A 20,825-nucleotide genomic window follows, 5' to 3' on the forward strand; every position below is an offset into this window, starting at 1 on the left:
ATTAACTCATTATGCGTAGTCGTACACTCGCTCCTCTGCTAGTAATAGCTGGATTAATGTCTGGCTGTCAGATGTTTGAGCCTATTGAACAACCGACTGACGCTGGTGTTCTTAATCATGATCTCGAAACACTTCAGACCTCAATAACGGCTAAAAGTGCCCAAGAGAATCCACCAGGTCAAAAGCTGGCCTCTATCCAGACCATAGATCAGCTCGCCTCAGGCACTCTAATTTCTCCCCCCGACAGAGCTACACCACCCGTTGATGCCGTCTACCACCCGCCCGAGAGTGATAATCTTTGGGACATAACACGCAGCCATTTAGCTCTTCATAACGAAGCTCAACATGATGCCGTACAAATCCAGATAGACTGGTATCGTAAATACCCTGGGCACATGCGCCGCATCACAGAAAATGCATCTCGCTATTACTATTACATACTCAACGAAGTGCTCGAGCGCGGCATGCCAGCCGAGATCGCTTTATTACCAGCCGTAGAAAGCCACTTTGATGCAGATGCCTACTCCAAAGGGCATGCCGCTGGTATTTGGCAGTTCATCCCAAGCACTGCCAAATACTTCGGTATCAAGCGAACACGCTGGTACGATGGCCGCCGTGATTTAATCGACTCTACACGGGTTGCACTAAACTACCTAGAAAAACTAAATAAGCGTTTTGATGGCGACTGGTTGTTAACAATGGCAGCGTATAACGCTGGCGGCGGCACCGTATCTAAAGCGATTCGTAAAAATAAAAACCAAGGGAAGCCAACCGACTATTGGTCATTGCCTTTGCCTAAAGAGACACGCCTTTATGTACCTCGAATCCTAGCGATAGCATCCTTCGTTAGCGACCCAGATGAACATAATATGGAGTTACCGGCCATTCAGAATGAGCCGTATTTTGATATTGTAAAAACAAAAGGGGCTGTGAATTTAAAACAAGCGGCCAAGTTATCTGGCACGCGACTAGCTGAACTGCAGCTATTGAACCCAGGCTTTTCAGAGTTAAATACAGACCCTGCTGGCCCCCACCGATTGCTAGTGCCCGTCAATAAAGCCAACCAAATGATCGCGGCCCTCAATGGTACCTCTACAGGACAAATCACAGAGTGGGCAAGCTACACTATCCAAAGCGGCGACTCGCTCAGTACTATTGCAGATAAATTTGGAAGCTCAGTAGCCGACATAAAATCAGCTAACGAACTTAATTCAAATTTACTGATTGCAGGAAAAAGCCTAATCATTCCTCAATTAATTAACGACACGCAAACCAGCTCCGCCACCCAGAAAATTGCTAGCGCTTCTTCAACAACTCCGCGCTTTAATGACAACAGCATTTCCCAGTACAAAATTAAGTCGGGTGACACGTTATGGTCTATTGCGCGTAAATACGGTGTAGAGCCGAGCACAATTGCGCAATGGAATAATATGGGCACACGCGATACTTTGGTCGCTGGGCGTTCATTACGTATCGGTAGCTTACCTTTCTCAATAGCACGAGATGAGGCAGAAGCGCTGCGCAAAATCGGTTACCAAGTACAAAACGGCGACTCTCTATCAGTTATCGCCTCACGTTATAACGTTTCCATCGATGATATTTTAGCTTGGAATAAAATTTCGGGTACATCCATCAAAGCGGGTCAAGAATTAACCCTCTTTGTTGATTAAACATATCTCTATTACTTTTTCTGTGGTTGTTCAGCTTAGCTACTAACCACAGAAAAAGCCTCCTAACCCTGCCCATTCTGTCGTTTTGACAGCCTCTCCAGCAAGCTCAGTAGAACTATTCCTTTTTTTCCTACTCCATATCGGTATGGTAAAACATTGAATCCACTGATATAACTATTCACCTCATCCCTGCAAGGATCGTTTGGAAAAGAATTTATGCCGTCGTATTCATTGAAAAAGTTAATTGTTGTAGCTGGGTTGGTTTGCTATTCCTCATTTACTCTTGCCGCTCCTTCCCATGGTATCGCCATGCATGGCGACTTAAAGTACTCAAGTGACTTTACCCATTTTGACTACACAAACCCTGACGCCCCTAAAGGGGGCTCAGTGAAGCAATGGGCATTGGGGACATTTGATAGTTTTAATAGCTTTATTATTAAGGGGACTCCCGCTGACGGCTTAGGGCTTATTTATGACACCCTTACCTCGCAATCTACCGATGAGCCTTTTTCTGAATACGGGCTCATCGCAAAAACTATCGATGTCGCTGACGATAACAGCAGCGTTACGTTCGTACTCAATAAAAACGCTAAATTTTCGGACGGCGAGCCGGTTACTGCAAACGATGTAGCCTTTACCTTTAAGACTCTTACCACCGAAGGTAGTCCGGTTTATCGTATATACTACGGTGATGTAAAAGACGTGGTTATCGTTGATGAGCATACGATCCGATTTGAATTTAAGAGCACTAAAAATGCTGAATTACCGCTCATTATTGGTCAGCTACCTGTACTGCCGGAACATTATTGGAAGGACAAAGACTTTAATGCGCCTACATTAGACAAACCTGTGGGTTCTGGCCCGTATATGCTAGATAGCTATGAAGCCGGCCGGTCTATTACTTACAAGCGTAACCCGAATTACTGGGGTGCAGACATCCCGGTCAATAAAGGCCGCTATAATTTCGACTTCATTACCTACGATTATTATCGCGATACCACGGTTTCTTTAGAAGCCTTCAAAGCCGGTGAATATGATTTTCGCCAAGAAACCTCCTCTAAAAACTGGGCAACTAGTTACGTTGGCCCCATGTTTGATAACGGGCAAATTATTAAAGCCGAAATACCTCACAGCCGCCCTACGGGGATGCAGGCATTTGTATTCAATACGCGCCGTGATATTTTTAGCAACCCCGATGTACGTAAAGCGTTAAGCTATGCATTCGACTTTGAATGGACAAATAAAAATCTTTTTTACAGCGCGTATGCACGTACTAACAGCTATTTTTCCAACTCAGAAATGGCAGCAGAACAGCCCATAACTCCGCAAGAGACTGCCCTTCTAGAGCCATTTAAAGATCAGTTACCTTCCGAAGTCTTTACCGATGTATTTAAAGCACCGGTATATGATGGCTCGGGCAACAACCGTCGAGAGTTACGCACCGCTCTGCGCTTGCTCAAGTCTGCAGGATGGGAGTTAAAGAACGGCAAGCTTCTCAACAAAGAAACCGGACAAGCATTTACGTTTGAAATATTGCTAGTGCAAAAAGAATTTGAACGTATTGTGGCGCCAATGCTTAAAAACCTCAAACAGATGGGTATCGAAGCCAACATCCGTATTGTTGACGTGTCTCAATACATCAACCGCCTTCGCGACTTCGATTTTGACATGGTCGTCAGTTCATTTGGACAATCGTCATCACCCGGCAACGAGCAACGAGAGTTCTGGGGGTCTTATAACGCGGACATGAAAGGCAGCCGAAACATCATTGGTATTAAAAACCCAGTGATTGATGCGTTAATTGAAAAAATCATAGAAGCTCCTAGCCGCCAAGAGCTAGTCTACCGCACCCGTGCACTAGATAGAGTACTGCAATGGAATTACTATGTGATCCCCCAATTCCACAGCACTAGTTACCGCATCGCTTATAAACCTTTCTTTGGCATGCCAAAAACTCGACCGTTATATGACATAGGCTTTGATACCTGGTGGGTTAAGGAACCAACGAAGTAATGACAGCCTATATTTTACGGCGCTTGATCCTCATTATTCCAACGTTGATAGGCATACTGACGATCAATTTCATCATCATACAGGCCGCCCCCGGAGGCCCGGTAGAACAAACGCTCGCCCATATGGAAGGGATGGCTAATTCCGCCATTCCCGGCAGCTCTGCTTCTGGCGATATGGCTTCTGGCGGTGAAAGTGGCTACCGCGCCGGACGAGGACTTGATGAGAGACTTGTCAAAGAGATCGAAGCACTATACGGCTTTGACAAACCCGCGTGGGAACGTTACTTCCATATGCTGGGCAATTACCTCACTTTTGATTTTGGTAAAAGCTTCTATAGTGACAAACCCGTCACCGATTTAATAATCGAGAAACTGCCTGTATCGCTTTCGTTAGGCTTATGGACCACGCTTATCACCTATTTGATTTCTGTTCCGCTTGGTATACGCAAAGCGGTCAAAGATGGTACGCCATTTGATGTCTGGAGCAGCAGTGTCATTATTATCGGCTACGCAATCCCCAATTTTCTTTTCGCTATTCTGCTTATCGTACTATTCGCTGGTGGCAGTTATTTAGACTGGTTTCCGCTGCGAGGCTTAACATCCCCCAACTTTGATGAGTTAACATTTGGGGGCAAAATAGCAGACTACTTTTGGCATATATCATTACCTGTTTTAGCTTCAGTTGTTGGCAGTTTTGCGACGCTAACCATGTTGACTAAAAACTCTTTTTTAGACGAAATTAACAAGCAATACGTCCTAACGGCACGAGCCAAAGGTTTATCAGAAGATAAAGTACTTTATGGGCATGTCTTTAGGAATGCCATGCTGCTTATTATTGCTGGGATGCCTGCCGCTTTGATTGGCATATTTTTTACCGGCTCTATGCTGATAGAAGTTATTTTTTCGCTTGATGGCCTAGGGTTGTTAGGCTACGAAGCCGTCATCAATCGTGACTACCCCGTCATTTTTGGCACCTTATATATTTTTACGCTGATAGGTCTAATCATGAAGTTAATAAGTGACCTGACTTATGTTGCCGTGGATCCACGTATTGATTTTGAAAGTCGGGAGTCATAACCATGAGCCCGATCAACCAACGTCGTTTAGCCAATTTCAAGGCCAATAAACGGGGCTACTGGTCACTGTGGATCTTTCTCGCGCTGTTTATATTTGCGTTGGGTGCAGAACTTGTGGCCAACGATAAACCGCTTCTACTGAAATACAAAGACGAGCTTTATGTCCCTGTCTTGTACGATTATTATGAAACTCAGTTCGGTGGAGACTTCGAATCTCCGGCCGATTACAAAGACCCCTACATTCAAGACCTAATCACACAAGAAGGCCAGGGATGGATAGTCTGGCCATTGATCCGCTATAACTATCGAACCATTAATTATGACCTTAGCGTCCCTGCTCCCTCACCTCCAACCAGCGAAAACTGGCTAGGTACAGATGATCAAGGCCGCGATGTGCTTGCTCGGGTGATATATGGGTTTCGGATATCAGTACTTTTCGCACTGGTTCTAACCATAGTCAGCTCTGCCATTGGCGTAATAGCGGGTGCTGTTCAGGGCTATTATGGTGGTAAGGTTGATCTATTCTTTCAGCGTTTTATCGAAATCTGGTCTGGCTTACCGGTACTTTTCCTCTTAATAATTTTAGCCAGTTTGGTCGAACCTAACTTTTGGTGGCTACTGGGCATTATGCTGCTTTTTTCGTGGATGAATTTAGTTGATATTGTGCGTGCAGAGTTTTTACGTGGCCGAAACTTAGAGTACGTGAGAGCCGCAAGAGCGTTAGGAGCGTCCAATTCGACCATTATGTTCAAGCATATTTTACCTAACGCCATGGTTGCTACATTAACTTTCATGCCATTTATTTTTAATAGCGGCATCGTGACATTAACCGCACTGGACTTCCTAGGCTTTGGACTACCTCCTGGCTCAGCGTCATTGGGTGAGCTAATCGCTCAAGGTAAAGATAACTTACAAGCTCCTTGGCTTGGCATAACCGCCTTTGTGGTTTTATCGATCATGCTCACTCTGCTTATATTTATCGGCGAAGCCGTCCGAGACGCGTTTGATCCAAGGAAGACCCTATCATGACTCAGATAACTGACAACCAACGACCTCTAGTGGAAGTCGAAGACCTGAGCGTTCGCTTTACTCAGGGCGAGAAAACCGTAGATGCAGTCCAGTCTGTTAGTTTTACGATAGAGCCCGGAAAAACAACCGCGTTAGTTGGAGAATCTGGTTCAGGAAAGTCTGTTACCGCTTTATCGATCATGAGACTTCTTGCCTACCCCAAAGCATCCCACCCTTCTGGACGTATTCGGTTTAACGGCATTGATATTTTAAGCGCTACGGAATCTACGTTGCGCCAACTTCGCGGTGGCAAAGTTAGCTATATCTTTCAGGAGCCGATGACCTCGCTGAATCCGTTACATCGAATAGAAAAGCAGATTGGCGAAAGCATCACTCTTCATAAACCTCTCAATGCCACACAGGTTAGAGAGCGTATTATTGAACTACTGTCACTGGTTGGCATTCGTGACCCAGAATCGCGACTAAAAAGCTATCCTCATGAGTTATCTGGCGGTCAACGCCAGCGCGTCATGATCGCGATGGCGCTAGCCAATGAACCCGAACTACTTATCGCAGACGAGCCAACCACAGCACTAGACGTCACCGTGCAAAAGCAAATTCTTGAGCTACTAAAAGAGCTACAAGAAAAGCTGGGTATGGCAATTTTGCTAATCACACACGATCTCAACATAGTGAAGCATTACGCTCACAACGTGTGCGTGATGTATCAGGGAAAAGTGGTTGAAACAGGCCCTGTTGACGGCGTGTTTTCTTCCCCCAAAAACACATACACCCAAACATTACTCAATGCTGATCCCAAAGGTGCTCCTGCGCCAGTCGATGAAGATGCTCCCACAGTATTAGAAACGACCAATCTACGGGTATGGTTTCCAATTAAAACCGGCTTTTTTGGGCGTACAAATAGTTACATTAAAGCAGTTAATGACGTATCACTGCACGTCCGCAAAGGTGAGACATTAGGTATTGTCGGCGAGTCAGGCTCGGGGAAAACAACCTTAGGGATGGCTCTACTTAGACTCATCAGCAGCAAAGGATCTATTAAGTTTCACCAACGCCCTATTGACTGCTTAAATCAAAAACAGATTAAGCCTATGCGTCGACACCTACAAGTCGTGTTCCAAGATCCGTACGGAAGCCTTAGCCCACGCATGACAGTAGGTGAGTGTATTGCAGAGGGGTTAGATATCCACGGCATCTGCTCGCCTCAAGAACGTGAATCAAAGATTGCTAACGCTTTATCGGAAGTGGGGCTAGATTATGATGTCCACTGCCGATATCCCCATGAGTTTTCTGGCGGTCAACGCCAACGTATAGCCATAGCTCGCGCGTTAATTCTCAAGCCTGAAATCATTATTCTGGATGAACCCACGTCAGCTTTAGACCGTACCGTGCAAGTTCAAATTGTGGACCTACTTCGCTCTTTACAAGCTAAATACGACCTCAGCTATATCTTTATTAGCCACGACCTTACTGTTGTACGTGCCATGAGCCATCAAGTTATGGTCATGCAGCAAGGCAAAGTTATTGAACAAGGAAGTGCCCATAACATCTTCACGCAACCACAACAGGCCTACACCCAACAACTGTTAGCCGCCGCACTCACTTAACCGCGGTTAAGCCTCCCTTAGGTTCGACAATCTTCACTTGTTTATTGAAATGACCAACATACACGCAATAAAAAACCGGCTATAAAGCCGGTTTTCATATGTTGTTTCATTAAGTATCTATCATTGCGTGCAAAGCATCGCCAAAGACATCAAGTTGTTTTCTTACGTTTGTTTTGACGATGCATATCAACTACAACCGCAGCCACGATAATTGCACCTTTAATGATATCTTGATAGTAAGCATCAATACGTAAGAACGTGAAACCAGATAACATAACCCCTAATATCAAGGCTCCAATCACTGTACCGGTAATGCGTCCACGTCCACCTGACAATGAGACCCCACCGATAACAGCGGCGGCAATCGCATCCAATTCATACATTAGCCCCATACCGGCCTGTGCGGTTTTGATACGAGCAATGGCAACCATCGCCGCTAAGCCTGCGAGTAAACCTGCTATCATATAAACTTTAATTAGATGCGCATCGATATTAATACCCGAAACACGAGCAGCCTGTGGGTTAGCGCCAATCGCATACGTAAACTTACCAAAGCGGGTGTAACGCATAACAACATGAAAAAAAGCGGCTACAAAAAGGAAAACAACAACAGGCATCCAGCGATCTAAACCATTACCTAACATTGCGAAACTATCGGTAAAGCCAGATACAGGGCTGCCATCTGTGTACCAACGCGCTACACCACGTGCCGATACCATCATACCCAAGGTTGCAATAAAGGGTGGAATCTTCGTTTTCGTGATCAACCAACCATTAATAAAGCCTGCAAGCGCACCGATCAGCAAACCTACCACAATAGGAACAATAAACGGCAAGTCCACCAAGGATGGATGAATGATCTTTGGCCAGTCACTACTTTGAGCGAAAGTAGCGGCAATCATCGCCGACATGGCTACCACAGAGCCCGATGATAGATCGATACCCCCAGTGATAATGACTTGTGTTACACCAACTGCGATGATCCCGATCACCGACACCTGTAGAATAATAATTTGTAAACGGCTCATGTTGGCCAAAAAGCTTTGCCCAACCAAAAACCAACCTAGCACTTCAAACAGAACAGAAATACCCACCAAAACCAAAAAGATACTAACCTCTGCGGGCAACTTCTTTTTTGTTGCTTTTGGTGCCTGCGGCTCGTTACCTGCCATCGAAGGGCTGCTTGTTGTTGTAGTCATGTTAACCTCGTTATATTTCTTATAAGGCGGATTATTGAGCAGCCAGGTTCATAATAGTTACCTGATCAGCCTGTTCCCTATCGACAATGCCTGTTATGCGTCCATCATGCATAACAAGCACCCGGTCACTCATCCCTAGCACTTCGGGCAGCTCAGATGAGATCATGATTACGGCTACCCCTTTATGGGCTAACTGTGTAATAAGTGTATGGATTTCAGCTTTAGCACCCACATCAATACCGCGGGTAGGCTCATCTAAAATCAGTATGCGAGGGTGAGTCAGCAACCAGCGCGCAATCAGTACTTTTTGCTGGTTACCACCAGAAAGGTTTTCAATAGTCTCTTCCATGTTCGGTGTTTTAACGCGCAATTTTTTGCACATTTCCTCACTTTTAACAGCCAACTCCGCTTCGGAAACAAAACCACCGTTAACGAAATTTTCATGGAGCACGGCTGATTGGACATTCTCTTGTATATCCAAAGGAAGAAAACACCCCGTTTCTTTGCGGTCCTCAGTAAGAAAAGCCATTCCTTGCAAAATGGCATCGTGAGGATTAGCAATTTTCACCTCCTCACCCAAAATGGAAATGCTTCCCCTATCCGCTGGCGTAACACCAAAAAGCGCCTCTGCCACGTTTGAGCGCCCCGAGCCAACAAGGCCTGCAAAGCCTAGGATTTCTCCCGCGCGGACATCAAACGAAATATCAGAAAACACACCGTCTAGTGTTAAGTCTTTTACGGATAAAACAACATCTCCTATTTCGACTTCTTCTTTAGGAAACATCTGAGTCACATCTCGACCTACCATCATTCTGATAATATCGTCACGTGTTACATCAGTTGATAAATGAGTCGCTATATATTGCCCATCACGAAAAACTGAAAACTCATCAGCAATCTCGAACAGCTCATTCATTTTGTGTGTGATATAAACGATCCCTATTCCACGCTCACGAAGACCCCGAATAATCTCAAAAAGATGGGCGACCTCAGTTTCAGTAATTGCAGATGTCGGCTCGTCCATAATGAGTACATCCGAATTAAAAGACACTGCTTTTGCAATTTCGACCATTTGGCGGTTTGCAACTGTCAGCTCACCAATTTCAACTTCAGGATCAATCTGGATATTCAACCGCTCAAACAACTCAAGTGTCATGCGGTTCATTTCATCGTGGTCCACTAAACCAAACGAATTTTTTGGCTCACGACGTATCCATATATTTTCTGCTACTGTCATTTGATTCATAAGAAGAAGTTCTTGATGAATCATGGCTATCCCTGCTTCTTGCGCCATTAACGGGGTTTCTAATTTAAGTGGCTTACCATGCAAGCGCACTTCACCTTGATCTGGCTGATAAATGCCGGCAATAATTTTCATCAAGGTAGACTTACCGGCACCATTTTCACCCATCAGAGCATGCACTGTGCCTGGACGAACTTTCAGCTGAACATCATCTAAAGCTACAACACCCGGAAACTCTTTTCGGACATTAACCACTTCTAGAACATATTCAGACTGTGATGATGCAGGAATTGCGCTGCTTTCAGACACCAATCCCACTACTGATGCGCTAGTCATAACGCAATCCCTCCATTTTATTATTGTTATTTACTTGTTGAGGTACTCTTCAAGATTAGCTGGTGTGACTAGCTCAAATGGAACCCAAACTTTCTGATCAACATCTTCACCTTGAGCAAGCTTAACAGCCGCCTCTAAAGCACCAGAACCTTGACCGACAGCACTTTGATAAACCGTTACATCTAAGTCACCGGCTTTCATAGCAGCTAGAGCGTCAGGTGTTGCATCAATACCCGCAACAACAACGCTATCCATAGAGCGACCGGATGCTTTAAGTGCCTGAATCGCACCAATTGCCATTTCGTCGTTATTGGAAATTACTGCATCAAACTCAAGGCCCGCTGATAACCAGTTGGTCATCAAATCATTACCTTCTACACGAGACCACTCAGCTGTTTGCTCTGCAACAATTTCCATGCCGGAACATTCTTCAGTTTCAATCACATCATGGATATCTTTTGTACGTTGCAAAGCTGCTTGGTTAGATAGCTCGCCCATCATCACGACAACCTTGCCCTTACCGCCTAGCAAGCGACAGACCTCTTGGGTTTGGAAAGTGCCTGAGTCAACTTCGTTTGACGCAACAAATGCTTGGTTATCCGGCAGCATATCGATATTGATAGGTTGGCGGTTTACATAAATTAAAGGAATACCAGCGGCCTCTGCGTCACTACTCATAGAAACCGTAGCGTCTGTATCAACGGGGTTCACAATGATGGCGTCAACGCCAGAAGCGATAAAATTTTGAATCTGGTTAAGCTGAGTGCCGACTTCGTTTTTGCCATCTTCGATCTGAACATCAACGTTCTGCTTTTCAGCTGCATCTTCAATGCCGTTACGAAGAGCGGTTAAAAAATTATCATCAAACAATGCCATTGAAACACCGACTTTTAAATCAGCCGCTGACACAGAAGTAGAGATAATTGCCGTAGCTAATGCAGTAAGAGCTAGTTTTTTCATCTTATTTTTATCCTCTTTTAGATGCCCGGTTGCACCTATCTTTTTATTATTAGAACCGGAGAAGCATGTCCCGCTTACAAGAGATCCTTAGAAGCAAGTGACTGCAACAGTGGCTCTTTATATATTCAAAACCCAATACATTCATTCCAATAAATTCATGAGTTAGAACATATATTCCAATTTGAACCGATTAGGGGCTTTTGTCAACCCTAAATTGTTAAATAGAAGGTCAGCAAAGAGTCAGGCTGCCTGTTTAGCAGATACTTCCTCGCCCTTAATTGGGTAAAGCCCCTTAATTTTAGATCACTGCCACTAAAACCGATAAATTAAGTACATTTTTTAAGCGGATCCTTGGCAAAAAAATACCACCAACAAGAAAAAGTAGAATATTCCATTTTTTATTTGTTCTATTGCGATAAAAACATCAAATAATTCTAAATTCACAGAGAATGATATTTTTTGATGTTATCTCATCAAAAAAAGAAAGGTTTCGTTGACTGGTTTCATTTTAGAAAACTACTATCAGCCCACACAATAACTCTAACAAAGCAGATTAACGCCTTACTTTTTATAAGCGACAAGGCGTAATCACCACCGCAGGAAAAAACGATGTCTATAGTGTCTCCACGCTACGGCTTAAACCATATGGTTTGCCCGTCATTAACTATTCAACAACTTATTGAAACCGCACATCAATTAGGAGTAGAAACCGTCGAGTTTCGTAACGATATCGGCACCAATAGCCTAACTAACTTCGCCACTGCTAAAGCAGCTGGAGAGCAAGCAAAATCACTCGGAATTACCGTTCTCAGCATTAACGCTCTGTACCCTTTTAACATCTGGAATTCTGATCGGGCTGCCCAAGCAGTAGAAATGGCCAAGGTTGCACAAGCCTGTGACGCTGTTGGCCTGGTCATGTGTCCCTTAAATGACGGATCTTACACACAAGCAACGCCGCAACGTTTTGACATGTTGAAAGAGGCGCTACTAGCCATCACGCCAATTTTAGAAGACCACAACCTGATAGGTTTTATTGAACCGCTTGGCTTCCCCATTTCATCTTTGCGCACAAAACGCGAGGCCGTTGAGGCCATAGAAGCTATAGGCCAAAGCAGTCGCTTTAAGCTAGTGCATGACACTTTCCATCATCGAGGAGCTGGCGAGGATGACTATTTCCCTGACCATACAGGGCTGGTTCATATCTCGGGGCTTGAAGATCAAGACGTTTCTTTTGATGACATGCTAGACAGCCATAGATTACTAGTAGGCCCTAAAGACCGTCTTGGAAATGTTGAGCAGTTACAACAACTCCATAAAACTGGCTTTAACGGTCCAGTCTCTTTCGAGCCTTTTTCTGAACAGGTTTGGGGGCTGAATGACCCTGCCACCGCTGTCCTCGATAGCATTCGCTACCTAAACGGCGCTCTCAACAGATAACGCTTTAGTCAGACCAACAATAAGAAGGAGAGGTAACTATGCAAATCGCACTTGACCCTTATATGCATCGTCACTTATCACTCAGTGAGTTATGCAAAGCCACAAAAGAGATGGGATACGATCATATAGAACTATCGCCCCGAGCTGATTTTCTACAATGGTGGACCCGTCCACGCGTTTACCCTGAGCGCTTAAACGCTTTTAAAAAAGCATTGAAAGATCATGAATTAACGGTTTCAACATTGCAGCCTATGTATCGCTGGTCAAGCCCATTTGAAGACGAGCGTAAAATGGCAATAGACAATTGGAAACGAACGATCGAAATAGCGGTAGAGCTAGACTCCCCTTTGCTAATTTCCGAGTTTGGCCGCGGCGGCTCTCCTGAGCGATCACTAAACGATACTCTTGGCATTCATAGCGCTGAAGCGTGTGAACATGCCTTTTGGCGCTCAATGGATGAGCTAGTACCTATCCTGGAGCGCGAAGGTCTGGTTTTAAGCATAGAGCCTCACCCTGAAGACTGGGTTGAGACAATGGAACCAGCCATAGATATTATCCGCACAATCAACTCCACCTCGGTTAAAGCCTCGTATATTGCGCCGCATACTTTTTACTATGGTGATGACTTAGCAGAGACCATTCGTATGACCCAAGGTGAGCTAGTTCATGCTCGCGTTGCGGATACATTCAACCACAAAGCTTCGTCCCAACTTAGATATATTGTTAACCCACCAGGATCGACAGCGCGCGTCCATCAACACTTAGATATGGGTGAAGGCGAAATTAATTGGGATACCTTTTTTAAAACTCTCAGCGAAATTGGCTTTGATGGCGTGTTATCCAGCTGTGTTTTTGCCTGGGAAGAACGCGCAGAAGACTCATCACGCTTCATGCGAGACGAAATACAAACCTACGTAGATAAATACTGGAAATAAGAGCACACAACCAATTACCTGCCTCGACACACCTCCACGGCGACGAGGCTTTTTCCTCATAAAAATAAAGAGAACCACTTATGACAATTAATATTGGTGTTATCGGCACAGGTGCCATTGGTGCTGACCATGCCCGGCGCATTTCCAAAACGCTGATCGGCGGCAAAATAGTAGCGGTTAATGATGTAAATATTAGCCAAGCTCAAAGTCTTGTTGATGAACTGGGCTTGAGCGCTACCATTCACAATAGCGGCCATGATTTAATCCATGATGACGGCGTCGATGCAGTATTAGTTACCTCATGGGGCCCCACACACGAAGATTTTGTTGTGGCCGCTATAAACGCCGGTAAATATGTGTTTTGTGAGAAACCGCTTGCCACCAGCGCACAGGGTTGTCGAAATATAATTGAGGCCGAAATGCAGGCTCAAAAACGCCTTGTGCAAGTTGGGTTTATGCGCCCTTATGATTCGGGTTACTTACAGCTAAAAAATGCGATCGACTCAGGCCTAATTGGCGAACCATTAATAGTTCATTGCGCACATCGCAACCCAAGCGTACCGGACACTTACCACACCCCAATGGCTATTCATGACACGCTGATCCATGAATTAGATGTACTTCGCTGGTTATTAAATGACGAGTTTGTCTCAGCCCAAGTTGTATTCCCTCGCAAGACCAAATACGCGCACAGCGCACTGGCTGACCCGCAGATCGTCTTATTAGAAACTAAAAAAGGCGTCCGAATCGATGTCGAAGTATTTGTAAACTGCCAATATGGATACGACATTCAATGCTCTGTAGTGGGCGAAGAAGGCATCGCAAACTTGCCTGAGCCACAAAGCCTGTTACTGCGCAAAGAGGCCAAACTCTCTAATGATATTTTAATGGACTGGAAGGATCGCTTCATAGCGGCCTATGATGTAGAGCTACAAGCGTTCATTAACGGCATCGCTAATGACAAACTGACCGGGCCATCCGCTTGGGATGGAATGGCAGCCTCTGTCGCCAGCGATGCGTGCGTCAAAGCACAGCAAAGCCAACAAATAGAACCGATAACCATGCCTGAACAACCGGCGTTCTACCGTTGAACCAATAAATAGAACAAAGACGCCCTTGCCTATAACAGGTTTGAAAGCGAGGGCGTGTTAAATACAGGCCAAGAGCTCGACACTCTATTGGCTGGTAAACTCCCCCAAATTACTGGGTACGACCAACTTAAATGGAATCCACGTAACAATAGAACCTCCGGGGTCTATCTTTGTAAGCAACAAATCCATTACCACTTGAATCGCTGTTGCGGCTTGGGCGTTGGCATCCTGATAGACCGATATATCCAGTTCATTTTTTTGCATCGAGGCTAATGCAGCGGGTGTAGCATCTATCCCAGCTACCACGATACTTTCCATGGGCACTTGTGCCTCTTTTAGCGCCTGAATAGCCCCTAAAGCCATTTCATCATTATTAGCGACCACTCCGTCTAGTTCTATACCAGACTCCAGCCAGCCTTTCATTACTTGATAACCCCCTTCCCTTGTCCAATCAGACTCTTGCTCTGCTCTTAGGATTAACTGATTACAGGGACGGATAGAAATAACATCATGGATATCCTTAGTGCGCATTAGCGCCGAAGCCGAGGAAATATCACCCGTTATGATCCCAATAGCCCCTTGCCCACCTAAGACTTTACATACCTGATTAGCTTGCAGCTCACCTGATTCTTGCTCATCAGGTAAAACGACCCGTTGCAGACTCGGCAACGAGTCCACATTAATTGGCATTCGGTTTAAGAAAACCAAAGGGGTAACCGCTTTTGATGCATCATCACTTATTTGAACAGTGGCATCCGTGTTTACAGGAATAACGATTAAGCCATCTACCCCGTCAGCGATAAATGCCTCTACATGCGAGAACTGCATATCCACTTGGTTTTCTGCATTCATAAAAACCAGTTCAATATCAGAATTTTGTGCATGATTTTGCATAGCATTGCGTAAAATCGTAAGCCATCTATCTTCAAACGACGGTATGGATACACCCAATTTTATTTGAGCAGCGATTGAGGGAACTGAAAAAAATAGCGCAAAGCACGCGACTGCGAAAAACCTTTTGAGGAGCATAAGAGCCATCCTTGGTTAAAAACTACAACTAAACAGCACTACGACTACCAGACAAAAATCCGACACCATCCGTAGCGCACTTTCTAAACCCAGCCAAAATGAACAAAAGCTGAATTTTTATTCAAGTATAGATAAAGAACTTTTGATTTTCTCTAGCACCGACATAAAAAATTTATCAGCGCTTGTTAATGAAACAAAAATTCTATTTTTGAAAAATTAAAGAAAATATTTTCTATCGTATTGCTGTTTTAGAATTTTTATTCTATTATTTTGTGAAATGAAATGTCGGCACTGTTGCAGGGTTGTTTTTGCCCAGGCCGAGGGGACTCGAAGTACAGCACATGCTCGCATGTGTTACAGGAGAAAAATAATTATGAGTACTGAAAAGACTCTGGACCTGATCTGCCTCGGTCGTGCGGCAGTGGATATTTACGGCGAACAAATTGGGAGCCGACTTGAAGATGTAAATAGTTTTGCAAAATACTTAGGTGGCTCATCAGGGAACATCGCTTTTGGCACTGCCCGCCTAGGTCTAAAAAGCGCCATGCTCACTCGTGTAGGTGATGAGCACATGGGGCGCTTTGTTCGCGAAGAGTTAGCCCGTGCTGGCGTTGATACCAGCCATGTTATTACTGATAAAGAGCGCTTAACTGGCCTTGTACTTCTAGGGATTAAAGACCAGGAAACGTTCCCACTCATTTTTTATCGCAAAGACTGTGCCGACATGGCCGTCGACTCGAGCGATTTCTCGCCTGAGTTTATAGCTTCTTCAAAAGCACTATTAATAACAGGCACCCATCTATCTACGGAACAGACACTAACCACCAGTAAAACTGCACTAGAATACGCCAAAGCACACGGTACAAAGTGTGTTCTGGATATCGATTACCGGCCGGTACTTTGGGGCTTAACAAGCCTAGGTGATGGTGAAACACGCTTTGTCTCCAACGAAAGCATCAGCAAACACCTTCAAAGTATCCTGCCGGATTTTGATTTGATTGTCGGAACTGAAGAAGAAATTCATATAGCAGGTGGCAGTACCGATACGATTACAGCACTTAAAACTATCCGCTCGCTAACCCCTGCAACCATAGTGTTAAAGTTAGGCGCATTGGGCTGCACCGTCTTGGATGACGATATTCCAAGCAGTGAAAGTGACTTTGATGTCTTCACCGGTGTACGAGTGGACGTGCTCAATGTACTTGGGGCCGGAGATGCATTTTTAAGCGGCTTTCTTCGTGGCTGGCTACGCAACGAAACGCATCAGCAATCTTGTACCTACGCCAATGCATGCGGCGCCTTAGTCGTTTCCCGACACGGCTGTGCGCCAGCCATTCCTAGCGCAGAAGAGTTAGATGCCTATATCGCTAGAGCTGAGTCTATTCCGCGCCCCGATTTAGACAACGAACTCAATTATTTGCACCGCGTGACTACCCAGCGAAAGGCCATAGAATGGAAAGACCTATGCATATTAGCGTTTGATCACCGCAAGCAGTTATTCGACATGGCGCGCGAAGTCGGTGCCGATCCTGCCCGTATTAGTGATTTAAAACGTTTATTGGTCAAAGCTACGGAAATCGGTTCTCAGCGCATTGGCTCAAGCCAAGTGGGTGTCCTTTGTGATGACACATACGGACAAGCCGCATTGAATGATGTTACGGGTCGCGATTGGTGGATTGGACGCCCTGTCGAGTTTCCAAGCTCCCGCCCTATTGAATTAGAAGGTGGACGCAGCATCGGATCACGGCTAAAAAACTGGCCTCGTGAGCATATTGTTAAATGTTTGGTGTTTTATCACCCCGCTGACCAAATCGATATGCGCGCACAGCAAGAACGCCAAGTTATTGAGCTATACAATGCCTGTTGCGCATCCGGCCACGAGTTATTACTGGAGTTAATTCCGCCAAAAGATAGCGAAATTAATGATGATATATACATCAACGCCATGCAGCGTTTTTACAACCTCAACGTCCGTCCTGACTGGTGGAAATTACCACCTCAATCAAAAGCCAACTGGCAGCGAATCAGCGATTTAATTGCAAACAGGGCTCCTCATTGTCGTGGTGTTGTAATGTTAGGGCTCGATGCTCCCGCTGAAGAGCTTAAGAAAGGATTTATGGATAGCGCAGGGTTTGATATCTGCAAAGGCTTTGCTATAGGACGCACTATCTTCAGCGAGCCTAGCCGAAAGTGGTTAGGTGGCGAATATAACGACGAGCAATTCATCAACGCTATTGTCGAAAACTACCTTGAGTTAGTGGCCACTTGGAAACTACGAAACAGCCAATCTAGCTAGTCTATGCAGCTAAAGCCAAATCATTTACAGCGCGGTTAACAAGGCAAGGATATGAAAACAATAAAACTCACCATGGCACAAGCGGTAATCCGCTATCTAATGGCTCAAAAAGTAGAAATCGAAGGCGAAATTAAACCCATGTTTGCGGGATGCTGGGCAATCTTCGGCCACGGAAATGTCGCCGGTTTAGGCGAAGCGCTGTATCACGTAAAAGAGGAACTCCCTACCTACCGTGCGCACAACGAACAGGCAATGGCACACTCAGCCATTGCTTATGCTAAAACCATGAATCGCCAACAAATGATGATGTGCACAGCATCCGCAGGCCCTGGCTCCGTGAATATGGTAACAGCAGCCGCCGTTGCGCATGTGAACCGTATACCTGTCTTGTTTTTACCGGGCGATACATTTGCAACACGCATGCCTGATCCTGTTTTGCAGCAAGTGGAAAACTTCCATGACCAAACACTCACATCAAACGATTGTTTCCGACCTGTTAGCCGCTTCTTTGACCGCATAACAAGACCGGAGCAATTGTTAACGTCATTGCCACAAGCTATTCGTGTACTCACAGACCCCATCGAATGTGGCCCAGCGACACTGGGTATGCCCCAAGACGTTCAGACAATGGCGTTTGACTACCCTGCCTCATTTTTTGACGAAAAAGTGCACCATCTGCGCCGTCAAGCACCTGACAACAGAGAGCTAGAAAACGCCATTACTATGATCAAGCAGGCGAAAAAGCCAGTGGTCATTGCTGGGGGCGGCTTGCATTACTCCGGTGCACTGAAAGAGTTTGATCAATTTGTGAGCACTTATCATTTACCGGTGGGTGAGACCCAAGCGGGCAAAGGCGCTTTGCCATGGGATCATTCGCAAAACATGGGCAGTATCGGTGTGACAGGTGCCGCTTCTACCAATGCGTTATGCAGTGAGTCCGATCTGATTATCGCCGTGGGGACTCGCTTAGGGGATTTCACATCCGGCTCTAGAGCATTATTGAACCCCGATGCCAAAATTATTTGTTTAAACGTCGCTTCATTCGATGCCATCAAGCACAAAGCTCAACCTTTAGTAGGTGATGCAAAACTGACATTGGCACAACTCACTGACGCACTCGACGATTGGGCCCCTGATGGCCAGTGGATTGAGAAAGCGGAACAGTTGCGTGCGCAATGGCAGAAATCAGTCGATATCGCGACTACAGACCGTGGAACAAACCTCCCTACGGATGCTGAATGCGTAGGAGCCGTTAACCGTGCTGCTGGCGAAAACGATATTGTCGTTTGTGCAGCTGGCGGCCTACCTGGCGAACTACAAAAGCTCTGGCGCACACGATATGACAAAGGCTACCACATGGAATATGGCTATTCATGCATGGGATATGAATTAGCCGGCGGCTTAGGTGTAAAAATGGCTAAGCCTCAATCCGAAGTATTCGTGATGGTCGGAGACGGCTCCTATTTAATGCTCAATTCCGAAATTGCCACCTCCGTCATGCTTGGGCAAAAGATCATTATGGTTGTACTTGATAACCGCGGCTATGGATGTATTCATCGTCTACAGCAATCGTGCGGCGGTCCGGGCTTTAACAACTTGCTTGATGATTGCTTAACCACAGAAAACGGCGCCCCTAAAACTGACTTTGCAGCCCATGCAGCAGCACTGGGAGCGCGCTCCGAAAAGGTCAACAATATTAGCGAACTTGAAGCCGCCTTAGAGCGTGCGAAAGCATCGGATATCAGCTATTTAATCACGCTAGATACTGATGTGACGCCGCAGTGGGAAGACGGTGGTACTTGGTGGGATGTTGCTGTTGCTGAAGTATCCCAAAGAGATCATGTCAACGAAGCCCGCAAACGCTACGAAAGCTTTAAAGCACGCCAGCTCCAAAATTTGTGATGTAAACCGAACAATCTAACTATAAGCCTTAATTTTGTAAGCCATAAAAGTGCTGCAGGAGAATAATAATGAGTGTACGCATCGGTATAAACCCTCTTTCTTGGACCAATGATGACCTGCCAACACTGGGTGCAGAAACGCCATTAGAAGTTTGTCTAAGTGAAGGTAAACAAGCTGGTTTTTCAGGCTTTGAACTAGGTAATAAATTTCCACGCCAACCCGAAGTGCTTGGTCCCATTCTAGACAGCCACCAACTAGATCTTGTTTCTGGTTGGTTTAGCGGTGAGTTACTAACCCGTAGCGTCGAAGAAGAGATCGAAGCTATCGAAGATCATTTGCATCTATTAAAAACCTTAGGTGCAAAAGTAATGGTCTACTGCGAGGTAACAGGCTGTATTCATGGTCAACAGGGCACTCCCCTCTCTCATCGCCCACGTATTAGTGAAGCAGAGATAGCAGCATTAGGCGAAAAACTCACTAAGGTTGCCGAATATACCTTGTCTCAAGGTGTCCAGATTGCCTACCACCATCACATGGGGACGGTTATTGAATCCGAAGCCGAGGTGGATCTTTTAATGAAGTACACCAGCCCCGCCGTTGGACTGCTGCTGGACACAGGACACTTAACATTTGCCGGTGGTGATCCGATCGCCGTTCAAAAAAGACATGCCGATCGCATCGTCCATGTTCATTGTAAAGACCTACGTGAAGCCGTTCTCAAAGATGCCAAAAACCGTGACTTGAGTTTCCTTGATGCGATGTTAAACGGTGTGTTTACTGTCCCTGGAGATGGTTTTATTGATTATCTAAGCATCTTTAATGGACTTAAAGCCTCGAACTATCAAGGCTGGTTAGTTGTTGAGGCCGAACAAGACCCTGCCGTCGCACACCCGCTCACCTACGCGACATTAGGTGCTAACAATCTTAAAAAATTCTGCGCGGAATCCGGATTAAACCTCGTCGATTAATGCAGATAACGATACTTATCATGAAAGTAGTGCTG

The 20,825-nt window shown here is 45.4% G+C and carries 15 protein-coding genes; 11 read left to right on the plus strand and 4 right to left on the minus strand.

Annotated features, from left to right (window positions below; genetic code table 11):
* The first annotated feature begins 11 nt into the window (after nt 1-11).
* From BS617_RS08810 to BS617_RS08830, 5 genes are all read left to right on the plus strand, one after another.
* On the plus strand, nt 12-1,670 hold the full coding sequence (locus BS617_RS08810; protein ID WP_075172455.1) for a LysM peptidoglycan-binding domain-containing protein: 1,659 nt from the start codon (nt 12-14) through the stop codon (nt 1,668-1,670).
* A gap of 216 nt (nt 1,671-1,886) precedes the next feature.
* Nucleotides 1,887-3,683 carry an extracellular solute-binding protein gene (locus BS617_RS08815; RefSeq protein WP_075172456.1) on the plus strand — a complete coding sequence of 599 codons (1,797 nt, stop codon included), beginning with the start codon at nt 1,887-1,889 and terminating at the stop codon, nt 3,681-3,683.
* Entirely contained in the window at nt 3,683-4,759 is a 1,077-nt protein-coding gene (locus tag BS617_RS08820) for a microcin C ABC transporter permease YejB (protein WP_075172457.1), read from the plus strand. The genes BS617_RS08815 and BS617_RS08820 overlap by 1 nt, the downstream gene beginning before the upstream one ends.
* 2 nt (nt 4,760-4,761) lie before the next feature.
* Nucleotides 4,762-5,787 (plus strand): ABC transporter permease, encoded by a 1,026-nt coding sequence (locus BS617_RS08825; RefSeq protein ID WP_212667418.1) that lies wholly within the window; start codon nt 4,762-4,764, stop codon nt 5,785-5,787.
* Nucleotides 5,784-7,394, plus strand: a complete 1,611-nt coding sequence (locus BS617_RS08830) for an ABC transporter ATP-binding protein (protein ID WP_075172459.1) — start codon at nt 5,784-5,786, stop codon at nt 7,392-7,394. Before BS617_RS08825 ends, BS617_RS08830 begins: the two co-directional genes overlap by 4 nt.
* Before the next feature lie 149 nt (nt 7,395-7,543).
* On the opposite strand, the gene BS617_RS08835 is transcribed toward BS617_RS08830, so the two are convergent.
* Genes BS617_RS08835 through BS617_RS08845 form a run of 3 tightly spaced genes read right to left on the minus strand, consistent with a single transcriptional unit; the run spans nt 7,544 to nt 11,132 of the window.
* On the minus strand, nt 7,544-8,593 hold the full coding sequence (locus tag BS617_RS08835) for an ABC transporter permease (RefSeq protein WP_075172460.1): 1,050 nt from the start codon (nt 8,591-8,593) through the stop codon (nt 7,544-7,546).
* A 31-nt stretch (nt 8,594-8,624) separates the two neighbouring features.
* Nucleotides 8,625-10,172, minus strand: a complete 1,548-nt coding sequence (locus tag BS617_RS08840) for a sugar ABC transporter ATP-binding protein (protein WP_075172461.1) — start codon at nt 10,170-10,172, stop codon at nt 8,625-8,627.
* Between the two features lie 30 nt (nt 10,173-10,202).
* Nucleotides 10,203-11,132 (minus strand): sugar ABC transporter substrate-binding protein, encoded by a 930-nt coding sequence (locus tag BS617_RS08845; protein ID WP_075172462.1) that lies wholly within the window; start codon nt 11,130-11,132, stop codon nt 10,203-10,205.
* Between the two features lie 609 nt (nt 11,133-11,741).
* On the opposite strand from BS617_RS08845, the gene BS617_RS08850 reads away from it, so the two are divergent.
* The 3 genes from BS617_RS08850 to iolG all read left to right on the plus strand — a co-directional run bounded on the left by BS617_RS08850 (nt 11,742) and on the right by iolG (nt 14,595).
* The gene (locus tag BS617_RS08850; RefSeq protein ID WP_075172463.1) at nt 11,742-12,569 is read left to right on the plus strand and encodes a TIM barrel protein; all 828 of its coding nucleotides are present in this window, start codon (nt 11,742-11,744) and stop codon (nt 12,567-12,569) included.
* 38 nt (nt 12,570-12,607) lie between these two features.
* On the plus strand, nt 12,608-13,504 hold the full coding sequence (locus tag BS617_RS08855) for a sugar phosphate isomerase/epimerase family protein (RefSeq protein ID WP_075172464.1): 897 nt from the start codon (nt 12,608-12,610) through the stop codon (nt 13,502-13,504).
* A gap of 80 nt (nt 13,505-13,584) precedes the next feature.
* Nucleotides 13,585-14,595 carry a bifunctional inositol 2-dehydrogenase/D-chiro-inositol 1-dehydrogenase gene (gene iolG, locus BS617_RS08860; RefSeq protein WP_075172465.1) on the plus strand — a complete coding sequence of 337 codons (1,011 nt, stop codon included), beginning with the start codon at nt 13,585-13,587 and terminating at the stop codon, nt 14,593-14,595.
* An 84-nt stretch (nt 14,596-14,679) separates the two neighbouring features.
* Here the strand turns inward: iolG and BS617_RS08865 are convergent, their stop codons facing one another.
* Entirely contained in the window at nt 14,680-15,633 is a 954-nt protein-coding gene (locus tag BS617_RS08865; protein ID WP_083609978.1) for a substrate-binding domain-containing protein, read from the minus strand.
* 364 nt (nt 15,634-15,997) lie between these two features.
* Between BS617_RS08865 and BS617_RS08870 the strand changes: the two genes are divergently transcribed.
* The 3 genes from BS617_RS08870 to iolE all read left to right on the plus strand — a co-directional run bounded on the left by BS617_RS08870 (nt 15,998) and on the right by iolE (nt 20,790).
* On the plus strand, nt 15,998-17,920 hold the full coding sequence (locus BS617_RS08870) for a bifunctional 5-dehydro-2-deoxygluconokinase/5-dehydro-2-deoxyphosphogluconate aldolase (RefSeq protein ID WP_075172467.1): 1,923 nt from the start codon (nt 15,998-16,000) through the stop codon (nt 17,918-17,920).
* Between the two features lie 51 nt (nt 17,921-17,971).
* Nucleotides 17,972-19,822 carry a 3D-(3,5/4)-trihydroxycyclohexane-1,2-dione acylhydrolase (decyclizing) gene (iolD, locus tag BS617_RS08875; RefSeq protein WP_075172468.1) on the plus strand — a complete coding sequence of 617 codons (1,851 nt, stop codon included), beginning with the start codon at nt 17,972-17,974 and terminating at the stop codon, nt 19,820-19,822.
* A gap of 68 nt (nt 19,823-19,890) precedes the next feature.
* A complete protein-coding gene (gene iolE, locus BS617_RS08880; RefSeq protein WP_075172469.1) occupies nt 19,891-20,790 on the plus strand; it encodes a myo-inosose-2 dehydratase in 900 nt (299 codons plus the stop codon).
* The last annotated feature ends 35 nt before the right edge of the window (nt 20,791-20,825 follow it).

Source organism: Neptunomonas phycophila, assembly GCF_001922575.1.
Classification (GTDB): Bacteria; Pseudomonadota; Gammaproteobacteria; order Pseudomonadales; family Balneatricaceae; genus Neptunomonas; species Neptunomonas phycophila.

Coding starts and splice junctions, on each gene's coding strand:
- iolG (WP_075172465.1), top strand. CDS start 13,585: ATGACAATTAATATTGGTGTTATCGGCACAGGTGCCATTGGTGCTGAC.
- BS617_RS08835 (WP_075172460.1), bottom strand. CDS start 8,593: ATGACTACAACAACAAGCAGCCCTTCGATGGCAGGTAACGAGCCGCAG.
- BS617_RS08825 (WP_212667418.1), top strand. CDS start 4,762: ATGAGCCCGATCAACCAACGTCGTTTAGCCAATTTCAAGGCCAATAAA.
- BS617_RS08845 (WP_075172462.1), bottom strand. CDS start 11,132: ATGAAAAAACTAGCTCTTACTGCATTAGCTACGGCAATTATCTCTACT.
- iolD (WP_075172468.1), top strand. CDS start 17,972: ATGAAAACAATAAAACTCACCATGGCACAAGCGGTAATCCGCTATCTA.
- BS617_RS08830 (WP_075172459.1), top strand. CDS start 5,784: ATGACTCAGATAACTGACAACCAACGACCTCTAGTGGAAGTCGAAGAC.
- BS617_RS08840 (WP_075172461.1), bottom strand. CDS start 10,172: ATGACTAGCGCATCAGTAGTGGGATTGGTGTCTGAAAGCAGCGCAATT.
- BS617_RS08820 (WP_075172457.1), top strand. CDS start 3,683: ATGACAGCCTATATTTTACGGCGCTTGATCCTCATTATTCCAACGTTG.
- BS617_RS08855 (WP_075172464.1), top strand. CDS start 12,608: ATGCAAATCGCACTTGACCCTTATATGCATCGTCACTTATCACTCAGT.
- BS617_RS08810 (WP_075172455.1), top strand. CDS start 12: ATGCGTAGTCGTACACTCGCTCCTCTGCTAGTAATAGCTGGATTAATG.
- BS617_RS08850 (WP_075172463.1), top strand. CDS start 11,742: ATGTCTATAGTGTCTCCACGCTACGGCTTAAACCATATGGTTTGCCCG.
- BS617_RS08870 (WP_075172467.1), top strand. CDS start 15,998: ATGAGTACTGAAAAGACTCTGGACCTGATCTGCCTCGGTCGTGCGGCA.
- iolE (WP_075172469.1), top strand. CDS start 19,891: ATGAGTGTACGCATCGGTATAAACCCTCTTTCTTGGACCAATGATGAC.
- BS617_RS08815 (WP_075172456.1), top strand. CDS start 1,887: ATGCCGTCGTATTCATTGAAAAAGTTAATTGTTGTAGCTGGGTTGGTT.
- BS617_RS08865 (WP_083609978.1), bottom strand. CDS start 15,633: ATGGCTCTTATGCTCCTCAAAAGGTTTTTCGCAGTCGCGTGCTTTGCG.